General features: G+C 55.4%; 17 protein-coding genes. 8 read left to right on the forward strand and 9 right to left on the reverse strand.

The window, feature by feature from the left end:
* Positions 1-6: 6 nt before the first annotated feature.
* On the reverse strand, positions 7-459 hold the full coding sequence (matP, locus tag ACOTYB_RS04835) for a macrodomain Ter protein MatP (protein ID WP_003858158.1): 453 nt from the start codon (positions 457-459) through the stop codon (positions 7-9).
* 186 nt (positions 460-645) lie between these two features.
* On the opposite strand from matP, the gene ACOTYB_RS04840 reads away from it, so the two are divergent.
* Both ACOTYB_RS04840 and fabA read left to right on the forward strand, forming a co-directional pair.
* On the forward strand, positions 646-2,406 hold the full coding sequence (locus tag ACOTYB_RS04840) for an AAA family ATPase (RefSeq protein WP_409248793.1): 1,761 nt from the start codon (positions 646-648) through the stop codon (positions 2,404-2,406).
* A gap of 68 nt (positions 2,407-2,474) precedes the next feature.
* Entirely contained in the window at positions 2,475-2,993 is a 519-nt protein-coding gene (gene fabA, locus ACOTYB_RS04845) for a bifunctional 3-hydroxydecanoyl-ACP dehydratase/trans-2-decenoyl-ACP isomerase (protein WP_000227926.1), read from the forward strand.
* A 71-nt stretch (positions 2,994-3,064) separates the two neighbouring features.
* Here fabA and rmf read toward each other — a convergent pair whose 3' ends face one another.
* The 6 genes from rmf to rlmKL form a co-directional block, all read right to left on the reverse strand.
* The gene (gene rmf / locus ACOTYB_RS04850; protein WP_003858162.1) at positions 3,065-3,232 is read right to left on the reverse strand and encodes a ribosome modulation factor; all 168 of its coding nucleotides are present in this window, start codon (positions 3,230-3,232) and stop codon (positions 3,065-3,067) included.
* Positions 3,233-3,486: 254 nt separating this feature from the next.
* Complete coding sequence (gene pqiC / locus ACOTYB_RS04855) at positions 3,487-4,053, reverse strand: membrane integrity-associated transporter subunit PqiC (protein ID WP_017384809.1); 567 nt, start codon at positions 4,051-4,053, stop codon at positions 3,487-3,489.
* A complete protein-coding gene (gene pqiB, locus ACOTYB_RS04860; RefSeq protein WP_045331471.1) occupies positions 4,050-5,690 on the reverse strand; it encodes an intermembrane transport protein PqiB in 1,641 nt (546 codons plus the stop codon). The genes pqiC and pqiB overlap by 4 nt, the downstream gene beginning before the upstream one ends.
* A 4-nt stretch (positions 5,691-5,694) precedes the next feature.
* The gene (pqiA, locus tag ACOTYB_RS04865) at positions 5,695-6,948 is read right to left on the reverse strand and encodes a membrane integrity-associated transporter subunit PqiA (protein WP_063855464.1); all 1,254 of its coding nucleotides are present in this window, start codon (positions 6,946-6,948) and stop codon (positions 5,695-5,697) included.
* Between the two features lie 13 nt (positions 6,949-6,961).
* The gene (locus ACOTYB_RS04870; protein ID WP_104468809.1) at positions 6,962-8,869 is read right to left on the reverse strand and encodes an ABC transporter ATP-binding protein; all 1,908 of its coding nucleotides are present in this window, start codon (positions 8,867-8,869) and stop codon (positions 6,962-6,964) included.
* A gap of 12 nt (positions 8,870-8,881) precedes the next feature.
* Entirely contained in the window at positions 8,882-10,990 is a 2,109-nt protein-coding gene (rlmKL, locus tag ACOTYB_RS04875) for a bifunctional 23S rRNA (guanine(2069)-N(7))-methyltransferase RlmK/23S rRNA (guanine(2445)-N(2))-methyltransferase RlmL (RefSeq protein WP_003858171.1), read from the reverse strand.
* Between the two features lie 98 nt (positions 10,991-11,088).
* On the opposite strand from rlmKL, the gene ACOTYB_RS04880 reads away from it, so the two are divergent.
* Positions 11,089-12,198: a YcbX family protein gene (locus ACOTYB_RS04880; protein WP_003858174.1), complete on the forward strand. Its 1,110-nt coding sequence runs from the start codon at positions 11,089-11,091 to the stop codon at positions 12,196-12,198.
* On the opposite strand, the gene zapC is transcribed toward ACOTYB_RS04880, so the two are convergent.
* Together zapC and pyrD are read right to left on the reverse strand one after the other, a co-directional pair.
* Entirely contained in the window at positions 12,195-12,737 is a 543-nt protein-coding gene (gene zapC / locus ACOTYB_RS04885) for a cell division protein ZapC (RefSeq protein WP_003858176.1), read from the reverse strand. The two genes, ACOTYB_RS04880 and zapC, sit on opposite strands and share 4 nt — an antisense overlap.
* 166 nt (positions 12,738-12,903) lie before the next feature.
* Entirely contained in the window at positions 12,904-13,914 is a 1,011-nt protein-coding gene (gene pyrD / locus ACOTYB_RS04890) for a quinone-dependent dihydroorotate dehydrogenase (RefSeq protein ID WP_015570907.1), read from the reverse strand.
* Between the two features lie 249 nt (positions 13,915-14,163).
* Between pyrD and ssuE the strand changes: the two genes are divergently transcribed.
* From ssuE to ssuB, 5 genes are read left to right on the forward strand one after another with little or no spacing between them, the layout of a single operon-like run.
* Complete coding sequence (gene ssuE / locus ACOTYB_RS04895; RefSeq protein WP_003858180.1) at positions 14,164-14,739, forward strand: NADPH-dependent FMN reductase; 576 nt, start codon at positions 14,164-14,166, stop codon at positions 14,737-14,739.
* A complete protein-coding gene (locus ACOTYB_RS04900; protein ID WP_059371102.1) occupies positions 14,732-15,694 on the forward strand; it encodes a sulfonate ABC transporter substrate-binding protein in 963 nt (320 codons plus the stop codon). The genes ssuE and ACOTYB_RS04900 overlap by 8 nt, the downstream gene beginning before the upstream one ends.
* On the forward strand, positions 15,691-16,836 hold the full coding sequence (gene ssuD, locus ACOTYB_RS04905; protein ID WP_220316806.1) for an FMNH2-dependent alkanesulfonate monooxygenase: 1,146 nt from the start codon (positions 15,691-15,693) through the stop codon (positions 16,834-16,836). Before ACOTYB_RS04900 ends, ssuD begins: the two co-directional genes overlap by 4 nt.
* A gap of 9 nt (positions 16,837-16,845) precedes the next feature.
* Positions 16,846-17,637, forward strand: coding sequence for an aliphatic sulfonate ABC transporter permease SsuC (gene ssuC, locus ACOTYB_RS04910; protein ID WP_003858185.1), 792 nt, complete (start codon positions 16,846-16,848; stop codon positions 17,635-17,637).
* Positions 17,634-18,404 (forward strand): aliphatic sulfonates ABC transporter ATP-binding protein, encoded by a 771-nt coding sequence (ssuB, locus tag ACOTYB_RS04915; RefSeq protein ID WP_421765758.1) that lies wholly within the window; start codon positions 17,634-17,636, stop codon positions 18,402-18,404. Before ssuC ends, ssuB begins: the two co-directional genes overlap by 4 nt.
* Positions 18,405-18,495: the final 91 nt, after the last annotated feature.

Below are 18,495 nucleotides of genomic sequence, written 5' to 3' on the forward strand. Positions count from 1 at the left end.
AAACGCTTATTTTTTACCTAACAGTGCCTGTAGATCGTTCTTCAGCGTCGACATCTGGCTGGCATACTTCTCTTTGTGCTCGGCATCTTCAATCAGCTGCACCACCGTTTCCGACAGGGTTTTCCCGCGCCGTTGCGCAAGCCCGGCCAGACGCTGCCAGACCATAAACTCCAGGTCGATGGATTTCTTACGGGTGTGCTGATGCTCGGCATTGAAATGCCGTTTACGACGAGCACGGATAGTTTGCTTCATCCGGTTTAACAGGGCCGGATTAATGTGTTTCTCAATCCAGCCGTTGACCAGTACCGGTTCGTTTTCGAGGGTCAGCAACATATCCACAGCTTCTTGCGCCGCGCTGGCTTCGATGTAGCAGGTGATCAGCTCCCCTTCACGGTGCTTTTTGACCAGGTACTTCCATTTCCAGCCGCTTTCGAGGTTTTCCAGTTGTTGATATTTCATTGCGATCTCAGTGTTACCGTGTAACTCTGTTCAGAATATCAGTTTTTTGGCAATCTGCTGAAAAGAAATCATATCCTGTGAAACGCCGCAGGCGATCCGCATGACGAAAACCCGAATCCTGATTGGGCAGAGTGCGCCGCTTACGGTATACTCCACGGTTTTACTTCTGACTAAAAAACATCAACTTTGACCATTACGAAACTTGCATGGCGTGACCTGGTTCCGGATACCGAGAGCTATCAGGAGCTGTTTGCACAGCCAGACCTCACAAAAGAACACGAATTCATACTTAGCGATACACAACCGCGTTTGCATTACGCGCTGGAGCAGATGTCATCCCCATGGGCTACATCTCCTTTCATGCTGCTCAAAGCCCCGGAAGAAGCCGAGTATCTGACGCTTCTCGGTGATGCCATGCGCCAGTTGCAGCCAAAAACGAATGCCGTTTTTGGTGGCCAGTATCATATTGCCGGACGTGAGGTGACGTACGAACCTGCCACGCAGGCAGACGGACAGTTCGCTGCAAAAGGCGAGGTGATCACCGCCAACTGGGTGGAAGCAGAACAGCTGTTCGGCTGCCTTCGTCAGTTCAATGGCGATGTGTCACTGCAACCGGGGCTGGTACACCGCGCGAATGGCGGCGTGTTGCTCATTTCCCTTCGCACCCTGCTTGCTCAGCCTCTGCTGTGGATGCGCCTGAAAACGGTGGTGACGCAGCAACGTTTTGACTGGGTAGGCTACGACGATTCGCGTCCGCTGCCTGTATCCATTCCGTCTATGCCGCTGTCGCTGACCGTCGTGCTTACGGGCGACCGTGAATCTCTGGCTGATTTCCAGGAAATGGAGCCAGAACTCGCGGAGCAGGCTGTCTATAGCGAATTTGAAGATAATATTCAGATCGCCGATGCCGATGACATGGCGCAGTGGTGTCAGTGGGTTATGGCCGTGGCGGAACGTTTCGCACTGCCCTCGCCTGCCGAGGATGCGTGGCCGGGCTTAATCCGCGAGGCCGTACGCTACACTGGCGATCAGGAAACCCTGCCGCTCTGCCCGCTCTGGATCGGTAAACAGCTGCGTGAAGTGGGGGTTATCAGCGGTAACGGTCCGTTTACCGGTGAGCAGCTTAGCCAGATGCTGGCCCAGCGTGAATGGCGTGAAGGTTATCTTGCTGACCGTATGCAGGATGAAATTCTGCTGGAACAGATTCTGGTGGAGACCGAAGGCGAACGTATCGGGCAAATCAACGCCTTGTCCGTCATCGAGTTCCCCGGACACCCGCACGCCTTTGGTGAGCCTTCCCGTATCAGCTGTGTCGTACACATTGGTGACGGCGAATTTACCGATATCGAACGCAAGGCCGAACTGGGCGGAAACATTCATGCCAAAGGCATGATGATCATGCAGGCGTTCCTGATGTCTGAACTTCAGCTCGAGCAGCAGATCCCCTTCTCTGCCTCGTTGACCTTTGAACAGTCCTACAGTGAAGTCGACGGCGACAGCGCCTCAATGGCGGAGCTGTGTGCCGTGATCAGCGCGCTTGCAGACGTGCCGATTAACCAGAATATTGCGATTACCGGGTCCGTGGATCAGTTTGGCCGTGCCCAACCGGTGGGCGGACTGAATGAGAAAATCGAAGGCTTCTTCGCAATCTGCCAGCAGCGCGGTTTAAACGGCAAACAGGGCGTGATTATTCCGGCACCTAACGCTCGCCATTTGAGCCTGAGCCAGGCGATTCTGGATGCGGTAGAGCAGGAACAATTCACCGTCTGGGCCATCGAAGGGGTTGAGGATGCACTACCCTTACTGACAAACCTGGTCTGGGACGGCGAAGGCCAGACAACCCTGATGCAGACCATTCAGGAACGTATAGCTCAGGCGACACAGCAGGATGCTCGTCATCGTTATCCGTGGCCGTTACGCTGGTTAAGTTGGTTTAGTGCGAACTGATCGGACTTGTTCAGCGTACACGTGTTAGCTATCCTGCGTCCTTCACTAAAATAAGGCTTACTGAGAACATGGTAGATAAACGCGAATCCTATACTAAAGAAGACCTTCTTGCCTCTGGTCGCGGTGAACTGTTTGGCGCGAAAGGCCCGCAGTTACCAGCCCCAAATATGCTGATGATGGACCGTGTCGTGAAAATGACCGAAACCGGCGGCAACTTTGATAAGGGTTACGTAGAAGCAGAACTCGATATCAACCCGGACCTGTGGTTCTTCGGTTGCCACTTTATTGGCGATCCGGTAATGCCTGGCTGCCTGGGCCTCGATGCCATGTGGCAGCTGGTTGGCTTCTATCTGGGCTGGCTTGGCGGTGAAGGCAAAGGCCGTGCGTTGGGCGTAGGCGAAGTGAAATTCACCGGTCAGGTTCTGCCTACCGCGAAGAAAGTCACCTACCGTATCCATTTCAAACGCATCGTTAACCGCCGCCTGATTATGGGCCTGGCGGACGGTGAAGTGCTGGTAGATGGTCGCCTGATCTATACCGCGAACGACCTGAAAGTGGGTCTGTTCCAGGATACCTCCGCTTTCTGATAACGGCTTTTAGCCCCATCCAGAAAGGCGAAACCTCCGCATTGCGGAGGTTTCTTTTTAAAGAGACGGTATCAAGCAAGTACTGCCCTGTCTCCGATGGCTTCTCGCCAGCCCCCTAGCCATTGGGACCTTTGATTCAGGGCCTGATAGGGACACATTTCTTTTGAACGTCCGGCGATGCCAGCCTGATAACCACGTTGATGAGCCCTTTCCAGGCGATCTCGTTTCTGTCTCTTCATGCCTCGTTTCCCTCATTCTTTTGTCTGGTGGAAAGAAAACAGTGGTTGCAATATGTGCAAGCACAGTTAACGAATACCCCGAATCGACGTCAGCGTCAACGTTCAAAATTCATACGGGTGTCATATTTGTGAGCTACATGGAAGATCGTTTGTACAAAAAATGTGACGCGGGACAAGTAACAACCTGAACGCAAAACGAAAAAAAAGCCGCAATCAGCAAGAAGCTGAGTGCGGCTTTCGTCGATGAATTTTACTTATGGCAGGCGGGAAATCTCTCTTGCGATAGCAGCCGACTCCTGTGCCCATCCCTGCGCAAGTACTTTCACCATTTCGTCATAGCCATCTTTCTGCTGCTTGAGTTCAAGATGAAAAGGACGCTTAATCAGCTGACCCTGGTGATTCAGCAGCCACTCCCCGCTGATAACAACGGCACCATCATAGCGGCCATGGAATCCCGTCACGTTAACATTCAGAGTGTCCTGATCGCTTCCCAGAGGCTGCGAGGCAACGACCCAACCGGGGAGCTGGCTGCTCAGATTCGCCACCAGCGTATTGCGTAGCTGCTGATCCAGCGGGCTGGCCCACAGGTTATTGTTGGCGATTACGTACTGCACATCGCTGGTCTGGTAGACCACCCCGTTGCCCGCCAGGTAATCTGGCACGGCAACCTGTTCAACCCACAGCAGACGGCTGCCCTGCGAGGTGCTGCTCTGCGCACCGGACTGGGCGCTTAACGGCAGCTGGTAGTAGCTTTTGTTATCGCTTCCAGAGCTACAGGCCGTTAATACCAGTGCGCCTGCGATGATTAGCCATTTTTTCATTGTTTCGCCCTCTTAGGCTCAGGATCCTTTTTGTCTTTCGCTTCAAACACCAGTGCGTTGCTCTTTTCATTGAGCGTTTTCAGAACGGGCTGTAGCTCGCGTAAAACCTGATCAAGACGTTGCATATCCGCCACCATCTTGTTGTAGGCCGCTGAGCCCGGCTGGAAGCCCTGCATACTACGATTCAGTTCGCGCAACGTTTTCTGCATATCCTGCGGCAGCTGCTGCATGGACTGGTTAGCGGTGATCTTGTTGATATTATCCAGCGTGGTTTGCAGACGTAGCATCGTTGCCTGGCTCTGATGCAGTGATCCCGTCGCAGCTTCAAGCATTGGATTCAGCGGCAGATTGTTGATCTTATCCAGCGTTTCCATCAGGCGCTGTTGGATCTGCGCCAGGCCACTGCTGACCGTAGGAATGATTTTGTAGCCACCAAATTCACGGATACCCGTCATTGGTGGCGCTTTTGGATAGAAGTCCATATCGACATACAACGCCCCTGTGACCAGGTTGCCGGTTTTCAGCGAGCCGCGCAGCCCGCGATTCAGCAGGTCGCTGATATGCTCCCCAATATCCTGGTCCTCGCCTATCTGGTTAATCAAACGCTCAGGCTCAATGCGGATCAGCACCGGAATACGATAATCATCATCAAGCATCTGCTTCAGTCCCGGAACAAAGTAAGGCACTTGTCCCACTGTCCCCAGACGAATACCGCGGAACTCAACTGGCGCCCCTGGCTGCAAGCCGCGTACAGAGTCCTTAAAGAACATCAGGTAGTCGATGTGATCGGTATAGAGCGCATCCTGAATGCTTTTTTGATCGTCAAACAGTCTGAAGGCGGTTTTCTCCGCCACCGGTTGTCCCAGATCTATACCTTCCGGCACGTCAAAACTGACGCCCCCACCAAACAGCGTGGTGAGTGAACCCATCTCAACGCGCATCCCCGCAGAGGTGAGATCTACCGCGATCCCGCTGTCTTTCCAGAAGCGAACGTTGCTGGTCACCAGGCGGTCATTAGGCGCGTTGATAAATAGCTGATAGCTGATGGTCCGTTTTTGCGGATCGAAGGTGCTTGTTTCAACCGAACCGACGCGATACCCACGGAACAGCACCGGATCGCCCGGCGAGAGCTGGCCCGCTTTTTTACTGTCCAGAATCACGCGGATCCCTTTTGCATCCGGTGGCGCAAGCGGCGGTGAATCCAGCAGCTGATAGTTTGCTGGCTGGGCGCCTTTGTTGCCGGGCTGGAGTTCAATATAAGCCCCGGACAATAGCGTCCCTAAGCCGCTGATCCCTTCTCTACCAACCTGCGGTTTCACTACCCAAAAAACAGAATCTTCATGGAGCAGTTTTTCCATGCCAGCATTCAGGCGGGCCTTGATTTCAACATGGGTTAAATCATCCGTCAGGGTCGCGCTTTCCACGACACCCACATCCACGCTGCGGCTCTTGATGGTGGTTTTTCCGCCCTCAATCCCCTCTGCATTGGTGGTAATTAGCGTGACTTCCGGTCCCTGATGGCTGTAATGATAAAACAGGATCCATGCACCGATCAGCGCGGTCACGATGGGGAAAATCCACACCGGCGACCAGTTTCTGACCTTCTGCACTTTAGCCTCTCCACTCTTATTTTCCATGCTCTTACTCTTCCTCATGGCTTGAATCGGGCTCACGATCCCACGATAAACGAGGGTCGAAGGTCATGGCCGCAAACATGGTCATAATGACGACCAACGCAAACATCAGCGCTCCCATAGCGGGATAAATACTCATCAGCCCACCCATACGCACCAGCGCTGAGAGAACCGCAATCACGAACACGTCAATCATCGACCAGCGGCCAACAAATTCCACGACCTCATAAATCAGATGCATGCGCTCGCTGTCTCGCTTACCGTGCCCTTTTGCATCCCAGCAAAGCCAGGCAATGGCAATCATCTTTAAGGTCGGAACCATAATACTGGCGAGGAATATGACCCCTGCTACAGGGTAAGATCCCTCGCTCCACAGCAAAATCACCCCGGCCAGTATGGTCGAGGGCATTCTGTCGCCGAGCAAATCGGTGATCATGATCGGCAAGATATTGGCGGGCAGATAGAGCATGACAGAGGTCACCAGCAGCGCCATGGTCCATTGCAGGCTATTTTTGCGCCGGACGTGACCTTTTGTTTCACAGCGCGGACACACCTCGACATCCGCGGGCAGCACGGCGGTGCAGCACGAGCAGGAGCGCAGCCCCTGACGGATACCCGGTACGCCCACCTTTACCGTCTGCGAGAGCGTCGGTGCCGGGGCAATATCGTCCCAGGCCCAGCGTCGGTCCACGCACTGGAACGCGCGCAGTTGCAGCACGCAGTACAGACACCACGGAATAAAGCTGCTGCCAATCCCCACATCGCCGTAGGCCATCAGCTTCACGAAGCTGACCAGAATACCCGCGAGAAAAATTTCCGCCATCCCCCAGCTTTTCAGCTGGAACAGGATCCGCGCGAGTTTGATTTTAAGGGCGGTGGGCATCCTGACGCGATTGACCAATAGCAGAATGACGACCAGGCAAAAAGCCGGGACGATCTGCACGAAAAGAAGAAAGAAGGTGCCAAGGCTGGCGTAATCTTCCGAGAACATCACGCCAGGAATTTCCAGTAAATTTACCTGGCTTACCATCCCACCCACTTTCATAGAGATAAAAGGGAAGAGATTGGAGAGCAGTAACATGAACAGGGCTGCCAGCGCGTAAGCCGTAGGACGCTGCCTTGGCGCGTCCCACTCGGTCGTCAGCGTAGCGCCGCAGCGCGGGCAGGCAGCCTTATGTCCGTGACCAAGCTCTGGCAACGCCACGAGCATATCGCATTGCGAGCATAATATATGCCGATCGGCATGGTGCTGGTCACACATAGATTATCCCTGTTTATGCGCCGTTTTTCAGAGACTCAAGGTACTCCCAGCGCTCAAATGCCTCTTCCAGCGCCTGTTCAGCCTGGGAGAGTTCAGCCAATACTTTCTGAGTATAGTCGTGAGGCTGCGTAAAGAATGACGCATCAGCGACCTGGATTTGCAGTGCTTCCAGTGCAGCTTCCAGCTCTTCCAGACGCTGCGGCAGCCCCTCCAGCTCGCGCTGCAAGTTATAACTCATTTTAGCAGGAGACTTTTTGACAGTTTCTGCTTTTGCAACAACAGGTTCAGCGACATTTTTGGTCTTCGCCTGTTTTTGCGCCAGCGACTGTGATTGCTGTCCACGCGCGTCATGATAGCCGCCTACATATTGCCCGATGCGTCCTTCGCCTTCGAAGATCCAGCACTCGGTCACGGTGTTATCGACAAACTGACGATCGTGGCTGACCAGCATCACGGTTCCCTGATAACCATCAATCAACTCTTCCAGCAGTTCCAGCGTTTCGACATCCAGATCGTTAGTCGGTTCATCGAGAATCAATAAGTTACTGGGTTTCAGGAACAAACGCGCCAGCAAAAGACGGTTACGCTCACCGCCGGACAGCGCGCGCACCGGCGTCATGGCGCGTTTCGGGTGGAACAGGAAGTCCTGAAGGTAGCCCAGCACGTGACGCGGCTTGCCGTTAACCATGACCTCCTGTTTGCCCTCAGCGAGGTTATCCATCACCGTACGGTCTGGATCCAGCTCTGCGCGGTGCTGGTCGAAGTACGCCACTTCCAGTTTGGTACCGCAGTGGATACGACCGCTGTCGGCCTGGAGCTGGCCGAGCATCAGTTTCAGCAGCGTGGTTTTACCGCACCCGTTCGGGCCGATCAGCGCAATTTTGTCGCCGCGCTGAACCTGAGCGGAGAAATCGTTCACCAGCACTTTGCCGTCAACCGAATAATTCACGTTCTCCATTTCGAAGACAATCTTGCCCGAGCGTGACGCCTCTTCCACCTGCATTTTGGCGCTCCCCATGACTTCACGGCGTTCGCTACGTTCGCGGCGCATCGCCTTCAGGGCGCGAACGCGGCCTTCGTTACGGGTACGACGCGCTTTAATGCCCTGACGGATCCAGACCTCTTCCTGGGCCAGCTTGCGGTCGAACTCGGCGTTTTGCAGCTCTTCCACGCGCAGGTTCTCTTCTTTCTCCAGCAGATAGGTATCGTAATCGCCCGGGTAAGTCACCAGCTTGCCGCGATCAAGATCGACAATGCGCGTGGCCATGTTGCGGATGAACGAACGGTCGTGGGAGATGAAAATAATGGTGCCGTTAAAGGTTTTCAGGAACCCTTCCAGCCAGTCAATCGCTTCGATATCCAGGTGGTTCGTCGGTTCGTCCAGCAGCAGCACCTTAGGCCCGCTCACCAGGGCACGGCCCAGCGCCGCTTTACGCAGCCAGCCGCCGGAGAGCGCCGACAGCTCCATATCCGCTTCCAGGCCAAGCTGGGCCAGCACTTCATTAATGCGGTTTTCCAGCTGCCACAGACCGTGGTGATCGAGCATCTCCTGCACTTTTGCCAGCTCGTTGAGATTCTTGTCCCTCGGGTCCGTCATCACCAGATGCGAAATCTCGTGGTAACGCTTGAGGTATTCCGCCTGCTCTGAAATCCCTTCGGCCACAAAATCGTAAACGCTGCCGGTGACGTTACGCGGCGGATCCTGTTGCAGACGAGAGACGATCAGATCCTGCTCGTAAACAATACGGCCATCATCCAGCCCCTGCTCACGGTTGAGGATTTTCATCAGCGTCGATTTACCTGCGCCGTTACGGCCCACCAGACAGACGCGCTCGTTATCTTCGATATGCAGCTCTGCATTATCGAGAAGCGGTGAGTCGCTGAAAGAGAGCCACGCGCCGTGCATACTAATTAAAGACATTTATTTTTCCTTTCAGACCGCGGAAATCAGCCAGCAGTTGTGGATTTGACGGTTACGGGCAAAGTCCTGAGACAGCGTTTTTTGGCTGATTTCTTGTGCTTTCAGTCCCAGTTCGGCCAGGCCGTCGTGATCCATGCGGAATCCGCGCTTGTTGTTCGAGAACATAATGGTGCCGCCTTTACGCAGCAGGCGCTTCAGGTCGGTCATCAGGCGCAGGTGATCGCGTTGAACGTCAAAGCTATCCTCCATACGCTTGGAGTTAGAGAAGGTCGGCGGATCGATAAAGATCAGGTCAAACTGCTCGTCGGTATCGCGCAGCCAGCCCAGCACGTCGGCCTGTAACAGGCGATGCTGACGACCGGTTAAGCCGTTAAGACGCAGGTTGCGCTCTGCCCACTCCAGATAAGTTCGTGACATATCTACCGTGGTGGTGCTACGCGCGCCGCCAAGCCCCGCATGAACGCTGGCGCTACCGGTATAGGAGAACAGGTTCAGGAAGTCTTTGCCCTTGCTCATCTGGCCCAGCATGCGGCGGGCGATACGGTGGTCGAGGAACAGACCGGTATCAAGGTAGTCGGTCAGGTTAACCCACAGGCGCGCGTTATATTCGCCCACTTCGATGAAGTCACCCTTCTCGCCCATCTTCTGATACTGGTTTTTGCCTTTCTGACGCTCACGGGTTTTCAGCACCAGCTTGTTTGGCGAAATGCCGAGTACGGCGATGGTGGCCGCAATCACATCCAGCATACGCTGACGCGCTTTTTGCGCATCGATAGTTTTCGGCGGGGCGTATTCCTGAACCACTACCCAGTCCGCATAGCGGTCAACCGCCACGTTGTATTCCGGCAGGTCAGCGTCGTACAGGCGATAACATTCGATGCCTTCCTGCTTTGCCCACTTCTCAAATTTCTTCAGGTTTTTGCGCAGGCGGTTGGCGTAATCTTCCGCCACGCCTGACGGTTTGCTATCCGCCGCTATCTCTGCCAGATGGTAGTTTTTCTGCACGCAGTCCAGCGGGCCGTTTTTCGCCTTGAACTGGCGATCGGCACGCAATTGCAGGCAGCTCAGCAGCTCCGGCGAGGCGCTAAACAGGGAGAGGTTCCAGCCGCCGAAATGCGCTTTCATGTTGCGGCCCAGCAGGCTGTGCAGTGCAATCAGCGCCGGCTCGCTGTCCAGACGCTCACCATACGGCGGGTTGCTGATCACCGTACCGTACGGGCCTTTTGGCAACGGGTTGGTCAGGTTCGCCACGTCTTTCACCTCGAAGGTGACCAGCTCGCCGATACCGGCACGACGGGCGTTGCTGCGCGCACGTTCAATCACCCGTGCATCGCTGTCCGAACCGTAAAAGTGAGAGGTGTATTCCGCCAGCCCTTTACGGGCGCGGGTCTGCGCATCGTCTTTGACCTCTTTCCAGATGGCCTCATCGTGCTGCGCCCAGCCTTTGAAGCCCCAGTGGCCGCGGTGCAGCCCTGGCGCACGGTCGGTGGCCAGCATCGCGGCTTCAATCAGCAGCGTACCGGAACCGCACATCGGATCGAGCAGCGGCGTACCTGGCTGCCATCCGGAGCGCATCACGATAGCGGCAGCCAGCGTTTCTTTGATCGGCGCCATCCCGGTGCGATCGCGATAACCGCGCAGATGCAGGCCTGCGCCGCTCAGATCAAGGGAAATACTGGCCGTATCGCCGTTCAGCCAGACGTTGATACGCAGATCCGGGTTTTCACGGTCAACGTTCGGACGTTCTTTATTACGACGCGTGAAGCAGTCCACAATGGCATCCTTAACGCGCAGGGCACCGTACTGGCTGTTGCGGATCTCATCGTTGACGCCGTTGAAATGCACCGCAAAGGTGGCGTCCGGGGTGAAGATCTCTGTCCAGTCGATCATCTGTACGCCGGTGTAGAGATCAAGATCGCTGTAGACCTTGCACTCTTTCATCGGCAGCATGATGCGCGACGCCAGACGGCTCCACATCAGGCTCTGGTAAATAAGCCGCGTGTCGCCCTCAAAATGGACACCACCCTGAACCACCCGGCACTCTTTCGCGCCCAGGGCTTCCAGTTCAGTTTTTAACAGCTCTTCCAGCCCACGGGCCGTACTGGCAAACAGAGAATTCATATCGTCACTTTTACTCATAGAAAATTGTCGCGCATTATAGCTAATATGGCGTGTATGTCATAAAGTTGAAGGCTTATTTTCTTTAGCGGGAGTGTGTAGTGGCGACGTTATCCAGGCTTTTTATTCATCCGGTGAAATCGATGCGCGGTATCGGCGTGACTCACGCGCTGGCCGATATGAGCGGATTCGCCTTCGATCGTATTTTTATGGTCACCGAGCCTGACGGTACGTTTATCACCGCACGTCAGTTCCCGCAGATGGTTCGCTTTACGCCTTCCCCGCTTCATGACGGGCTGCATTTGACCGCGCCAGACGGTTCAAGCGTCGTGATCCGCTTTGCTGATTTTGCGCCGCTTGATGCGCCAACGGAAGTGTGGGGCAATCATTTTACCGCGCGTATCGCGCCGGATAACATTAACCAGTGGCTCAGCGGCTTTTTCTCCCGTGACGTTCAGCTGCGCTGGGTTGGGCCTGCGCTGACCCGTCGCGTGAAGCGCCACGATGCGGTTCCCCTCTCCTTCGCGGATGGTTTTCCCTTTCTGCTGACCAGCGAGGCCTCGCTGCGAGATTTACAAAAACGTTGCAAAGCCAGCGTGCAGATGGAGCAGTTTCGCCCGAATCTGGTGGTGACCGGAGCGGAGGCCTGGGATGAAGATACCTGGAAAGTCATCCGCATCGGCAGCGTTATTTTTGACGTGGTGAAACCGTGCAGCCGCTGTATTCTCACCACCATTAGCCCGGAGAAAGGCCAGAAGCATCCTTCCGGTGAACCGCTAAAAACCTTGCAGTCATTTCGCACCGCGCAGGATAAAGGTGATGTCGACTTCGGCCAGAACCTGATCCCCCGCTCCAGCGGCGTGATCCGCGTGGGCGACGAGATCGAGATCCTTACCCGAGGGCCTGCCAGGGTGTATGGCGCAGGTCAGGAAGAAGAGATGGTTGACGTGGTAACCAACGTCGCTTCCGCGGTGGATATTCACTGGGAAGGCAAAGTTATCCGTGGTAACAATCAGCAGGTGCTACTGGAACAACTGGAACAGGCGGGTATCCGCGTACCGTATTCCTGTCGCGCGGGGATTTGCGGATGCTGTCGCATTAAACTGGTCGATGGTGAAGTGAGTGCCCTGAAGAAATCTGCGATTGGCGGTGACGGCACGATCCTGTGCTGTAGCTGTGTCCCGAAAACATCCGTACAGCTGGAAGCTTAAACCGCCTGTTCGAGGCTGAAGGAATCAACGCGCAGCTGTGGCTTCAGCCTGTCGTTCATCACTTTGATGGCATCACCTAACTGCATAACTCGCCCGGCAATGTTCACGCCGGGTTGGGCCAGCAAACAGAGCGCAGCGTTTTCACCGGGTTCAACCACCAGCAAATTCACCTCCTCTTCGGTATCGCTCAGATTGACGCTCGCCGCATCGCCGATAGCCGGGGTCCAGCTCATGCCGTGCGCAAGGAAATGCCAGCTTTTCGGCATTTGCGGTTTCAGGAAACGGATCGCCACCAGCGCGTTTAATACCAGTTCGGCGCGCTGTTCTTTGGAGAGATCGAGATCGCGGCATTTTTCTTCAAAAGAGAAATAGAGCGCGGCATCGTCAACGCAAAAGCCTGAGGGAGCAAACGCGTCTGGCGTTAACATTCGGCGCGCAAAACGAGAGCGAAACAACATGCCGTTGGCTAAGTCGAGCATCATACGGTCATGCTCTTCACAAAAATACCAGCGCCAGTTATCGTCAGGTTTAATTCGCATGTTTCTCTCCCGTCCCCTAAACGTCCTGTACTAAAAATGTCCTGTTTGCCGCTTCGCTTATAACACTAGTAATAAAAGACTATAATGTCTAAATAAGCAACAATGACGGAATATAAAACAACCAGGGCTGGAAATAAAGCCCTGGTTGTCTGATTAAGAGAAAAGATTAGATATGCGTGACGATTTCTTTAATCAGCGGCGGCCCTTTAAAAATAAAGCCGGAATAAATTTGCACCAGCGATGCGCCTGCCGCCATCTTCTCACGTGCAGCGATGACGGAGTCAATGCCACCCACGCCAATAATCGGCAGCTGGCCTTTTAATTCCGCGGAGAGTGCGCGAATAATTTCGGTGCTTTTTAATTGTACCGGACGGCCACTTAATCCACCCGCTTCGTCACAGTTTTTCATTCCCTGAACGAGAGAGCGATCGAGTGTCGTATTGGTCGCAATCACACCATCAATATTATGGCGAACTAAACTGTCGGCAACCTGGATCAATTCTTCTGCCGAAAGATCCGGGGCGATCTTAACCGCGACCGGAACATATTTATGGTGGATCGCCTGTAGCGCCGTTTGTTTATTTTTAATGGCGCTAAGAAGATCGTCGAGCGCTTCGCCATATTGTAATGAACGCAGCCCTGGGGTGTTAGGCGAGGAAATATTCACCGCAATATAACCGGCATAGGCATAGACTTTTTCCATACAAATCAGATAGTCATCTTTACCCTGCTCGACCGGCGTGTCTTTATTTTTGCCAATATTTATACCCAGCACGCCATCAAAATGGGCTTTCTTAACGTTCTCAACCAGATGATCGACGCCAAGGTTATTAAAGCCCATGCGGTTGATCAGCCCTTCGGCTTCAACCAGGCGAAACAGACGTGGCTTGTCATTTCCCGGCTGCGGACGCGGCGTTACCGTCCCGATTTCGATCGAGCCAAAGCCCATCGCACCGAGTGCATCAATGCATTCGCCATTTTTGTCCAGACCGGCCGCCAGGCCCAGTGGATTTTTGAAAGTCAGGCCCATGCACTGAACTGGTTTTTCCGGCACGTTTTGACGCACCAGCGCGGCCAGAGGCGTTCCTGTAATACGGCGTAACTGCTGAAATGTAAATTCATGAGCGCGCTCAGGATCGAGCTGGAAAAGGGCTTTACGAACGAAGGGGTAGTACATGAACTCTCCTGGATTCCCGGTGTGCAAACCGGGAGGGGATTATGTGCGATCCCGCCCGGAAAGGGAATTGACCTGTGGCAAAAAAAGCCACGTAAAACGCAATCGTTTACTTATCGGTTCGCTTCTTATGCATTTTTCTGCATTCATCCTGAGGATAAATCATTTAGTGGAATAACCACGCAATGTCACACTCCTGAAAATTGTTATGAATGTTAGATAAAAGCAAACAATTAGTTATAAGGAGCAACCATGCGCGTCATTACCCTGGCCGGAAGCCCCCGCTTCCCCTCTCGCTCCAGCGCACTGCTGGAATACGCTCGCGAAAAGCTTAATGCTCTGGATGTCGAAGTGTGTCACTGGAATTTGCACAATTTCGCGCCTGAAGATCTGCTCTACGCCCGTTTCGACAGCCCGGCGCTGAAAACCCTGATCGAACAGCTTAAGAGTGCTGACGGGCTGGTCGTCGCGACACCGATTTATAAAGCTTCTTTTTCCGGCGCACTGAAAACGCTCCTCGATCTGCTGCCCGAACGTGCGCTGGACGGTAAGGTCGTCCTGCCGCTGGCCACAGGCGGTACGGTAGCCCATTTACTGGCGGTGGATTATGCCCTCAAGCCGGTTCTGAACGCGCTGAAAGCACAGGAGATCCTGCATGGCGTCTTCGCTGACGACTCACAGGTAATCGACTACCAGCATAAACCGCATTTCACGCCGAATCTGCAAACCCGCCTCGACAGCGCGCTTGAAACCTTCTGGCACGCCCTGAACCGTCGGGATCGCCACGCGGCGGCATTTCATCAATCACAAGGAGTGGCGCATGTTTAAAACAGTTACCCGTATCGGGCTGGCAGGTCTGCTGGCAGTGGCGTCGCTGGCTCAGGCGACGGAGAAAGCGCCGGAGAGCCTGCGTATCGGTTATCAGAAAGGCAGCGTCAGCATGGTGCTGGCGAAAAGCCATGCGTTGCTGGAGAAGCGTTTCCCGGAGACCAAATTCTCATGGGTCGAGTTCCCTGCCGGACCACAGATGCTGGAGGCGCTGAACGTCGGGAGTATTGATTTAGGCAGCACCGGCGATATCCCGCCGATCTTTGCGCAGGCTGCCGGGGCGGATCTGGTTTACGTTGGCGTTGAGCCCGCCAAGCCGAAGGCAGAGGTGATCCTTGTGCCGGAAAACAGCGAGCTCAAAAGCGTCGCCGATCTTAAAGGCCACAAGGTTGCTTTCCAGAAAGGTTCCAGCTCGCACAACCTGCTGCTGCGCGCTTTGCAGGAGGCCGGCCTTAAATTCACCGATATCCAGCCCGTTTACCTGACGCCTGCCGATGCGCGCGCGGCGTTTCAGCAAAAAAATGTTGATGCCTGGGCTATCTGGGATCCGTATTACTCCGCCGCACTGTTGCAGGGCGGTGTGCGGGTGCTGAAAGACGGCACCACCCTGAAGCAGACCGGTTCGTTCTACCTGGCGGCACGTCCTTACGCTGAGAAAAATAGCGCATTTATTCAGCAGGTGCTGGATACCTTCTCTCAGGCCGATGCGCTGACCCAAAGCCAGCGTCAGCAGAGCATCACGCTGCTGGCAAAAACCATGGGCCTGCCTGAACCGGTGATCGCCACCTATCTTGACCACCGTCCTCCCACCACCATAGCGCCGGTTGACGCCCACGTTGCCGCTCTCCAGCAGCAAACGGCAGACCTCTTTTATCAAAACCGCCTGGTTCCAAAGCAGGTGAATATTCGCGAACGCATCTGGCAACCCGCTGGCATTGAAGGAAAAAAATCATGAGTCTGAATCTTTTCTGGTTTTTACCCACCCACGGTGATGGACACTATCTTGGCACAGAAGAAGGCGCCCGCCCGGTCGATCACGGCTACCTACAGCAGATCGCCCAGGCGGCAGACCGCATCGGTTTTACCGGGGTGCTGATCCCGACGGGCCGTTCATGTGAGGATGCGTGGCTGGTTGCCGCGTCAATGATCCCCGTCACCCAGCGCCTGAAATTCCTGGTAGCCTTGCGCCCGAGCGTGGTGTCGCCCACCGTCGCGGCGCGTCAGGCGGCAACGCTGGACAGGCTTTCCAACGGCCGTGCGCTGTTCAACCTTGTGACGGGCAGCGATCCGCAGGAGCTGGCGGGGGATGGCGTTTTCCTCGATCATACCGAACGCTATGAAGTCTCCGCAGAGTTCACCCGCGTCTGGCGACGTCTGCTGGAAGGGGAAACCGTCACCTTCGAAGGGAAACATATCCACGTTCGCGATGCGCAGCTCTACTTCCCGCCGTTACAGCAGCCGCGCCCTCCCCTCTATTTTGGCGGATCGTCGGACGTGGCGCAGGAGCTGGCGGCTGAGCAGGTCGATCTCTATCTGACCTGGGGCGAGCCACCGGAGCTGGTGAAAGAGAAAATTGCTCAGGTACGCGCTAAAGCCGCAGAGCATGGCCGTACGGTACGCTTTGGTATTCGCCTGCACGTGATCGTCCGCGAAACCAACGACGAGGCCTGGCAAGCCGCCGACCGTCTGATCGCTCATCTGGACGACGACACTATCGCCAAAGCACAGGCGGCGTTTGCCAAAACCGACTCCGTGGGCCAGCACCGGATGGCCTCCCTGCACAACGGCAAGCGTGAAAATCTTGAGATCAGCCCGAACCTGTGGGCCGGGGTGGGTCTGGTGCGCGGCGGCGCCGGCACGGCGCTGGTCGGCGACGGTCCAACCGTAGCGGCACGCATTAATGAATACGCGGCGCTGGGGATCGACAGCTTTATCCTGTCTGGCTATCCGCATCTGGAGGAGGCGTACAAGGTGGGGGAACTGCTGTTCCCGCACCTGGATGTCGCTATCCCGGAAATTCCGCAGCCACGCCAGCTTCAGTTGCAGGGCGAAGCCGTGGCGAACGCGTTTATCCCGAGAAAAGTCGCGCAAAGCTAAGGAGCCACCATGTCTGCAACCGCACAAAAATGGCTACTGCGCGCCGCGCCGTGGTTTCTGCCCGTCGGCATTGTCCTCGTCTGGCAACTGGCGTCTTCAACTGGCTGGCTGTCGAGCCGCATTTTGCCCTCTCCGGAGGGCGTTGTGGAAGCGTTCTGGTCGCTCAGCGCCAGCGGTGAGCTGTGGCAACATCTTGCCATCAGCTCCTGGCGCGCGGTAATCGGTTTTTCGATTGGCGGAAGCATCGGCCTGACGCTGGGGCTGATCAGCGGCCTGTCCCGCTGGGGTGAGCGGCTGCTGGATACCTCCGTTCAGATGCTGCGTAACGTGCCGCATCTGGCGCTTATCCCACTGGTTATTTTGTGGTTTGGCATTGATGAGAGCGCCAAAATTTTCCTCGTGGCGCTGGGAACGTTATTCCCGATTTATATCAATACCTGGCATGGGATCCGCAATATCGATCGCGGTCTGGTTGAGATGGCCCGCAGCTATGGCCTGTCAGGTTTTGCCCTGTTTACCCATGTGATCCTGCCGGGCGCCCTGCCCTCCATTATGGTTGGGGTGCGTTTTGCGCTCGGCCTGATGTGGCTAACCCTGATCGTGGCGGAAACCATTTCGGCTAACTCCGGCATTGGTTATCTGGCGATGAACGCCCGCGAGTTCCTGCAAACGGACGTGGTGGTGGTTGCCATTATCCTTTATGCCCTGCTCGGCAAACTTGCGGACGTCAGCGCCCAGTGGCTGGAACGTAGCTGGCTGCGCTGGAACCCGGCCTACACCGCTCAGGAGGCGAAAGCATGAATACTGCACGACTGAACCAGGGAACACCGTTACTGCTGAACGGCGTGACCAAACGCTACGGCGACAACACCATTCTGAATGCACTGGATCTGCATATTCCTGCCGGACAGTTTGTTGCCGTTGTCGGCCGCAGCGGTGGCGGCAAGAGTACCCTGCTGCGTCTTTTAGCCGGGCTGGAAGCGCCAAACAGCGGTGACATTCTGGCAGGCACTACGCCGCTGGCCACGATTCAGGATGATACGCGCATGATGTTTCAGGATGCGCGTCTGCTGCCGTGGAAAACGGTGATGGATAACGTCGGGCTGGGCCTGAAGGGCATCTGGCGGGAGGACGCCCGGCAGGCACTCGCTGCGGTAGGGCTGGAGAATCGCGCGGGAGAGTGGCCTGCGGCCCTGTCGGGTGGACAAAAGCAGCGCGTAGCGCAGGCACGCGCGCTGATTCATCGTCCCGGCCTGCTGCTGCTTGATGAACCGCTCGGCGCGCTTGATGCCCTGACGCGGATCGAAATGCAGGATCTGATTGAAACCCTATGGCAGACTCACGGCTTTACGGTGCTGCTGGTGACGCATGATGTCAGTGAAGCCGTGGCAATGGCAGACAGGGTGCTGTTAATAGAAGAAGGTAAAATTGGTCTGGATCTGACGGTAGATATTCCGCGTCCTCGCCGCGTGGGATCGGCCCGACTGGGGGAGCTGGAAGCCGAAGTGCTGGATCGGGTGATGAAGCGTGGGGTAAGTGAACGGGTGTTGATTAAAGCTAATGCCTGATGCCCGCACCCCGGCCCTCTCCCACAGGGAGAGGGAGAAAAAACTAAAAAACGGCAACCGAGGTTGCCGTTTTGCTTTTACCTGCCCACCG

This window comes from Enterobacter cloacae complex sp. IR5450, assembly GCF_049238665.1.
Classification (GTDB): Bacteria; Pseudomonadota; Gammaproteobacteria; order Enterobacterales; family Enterobacteriaceae; genus Enterobacter; species Enterobacter hormaechei_C.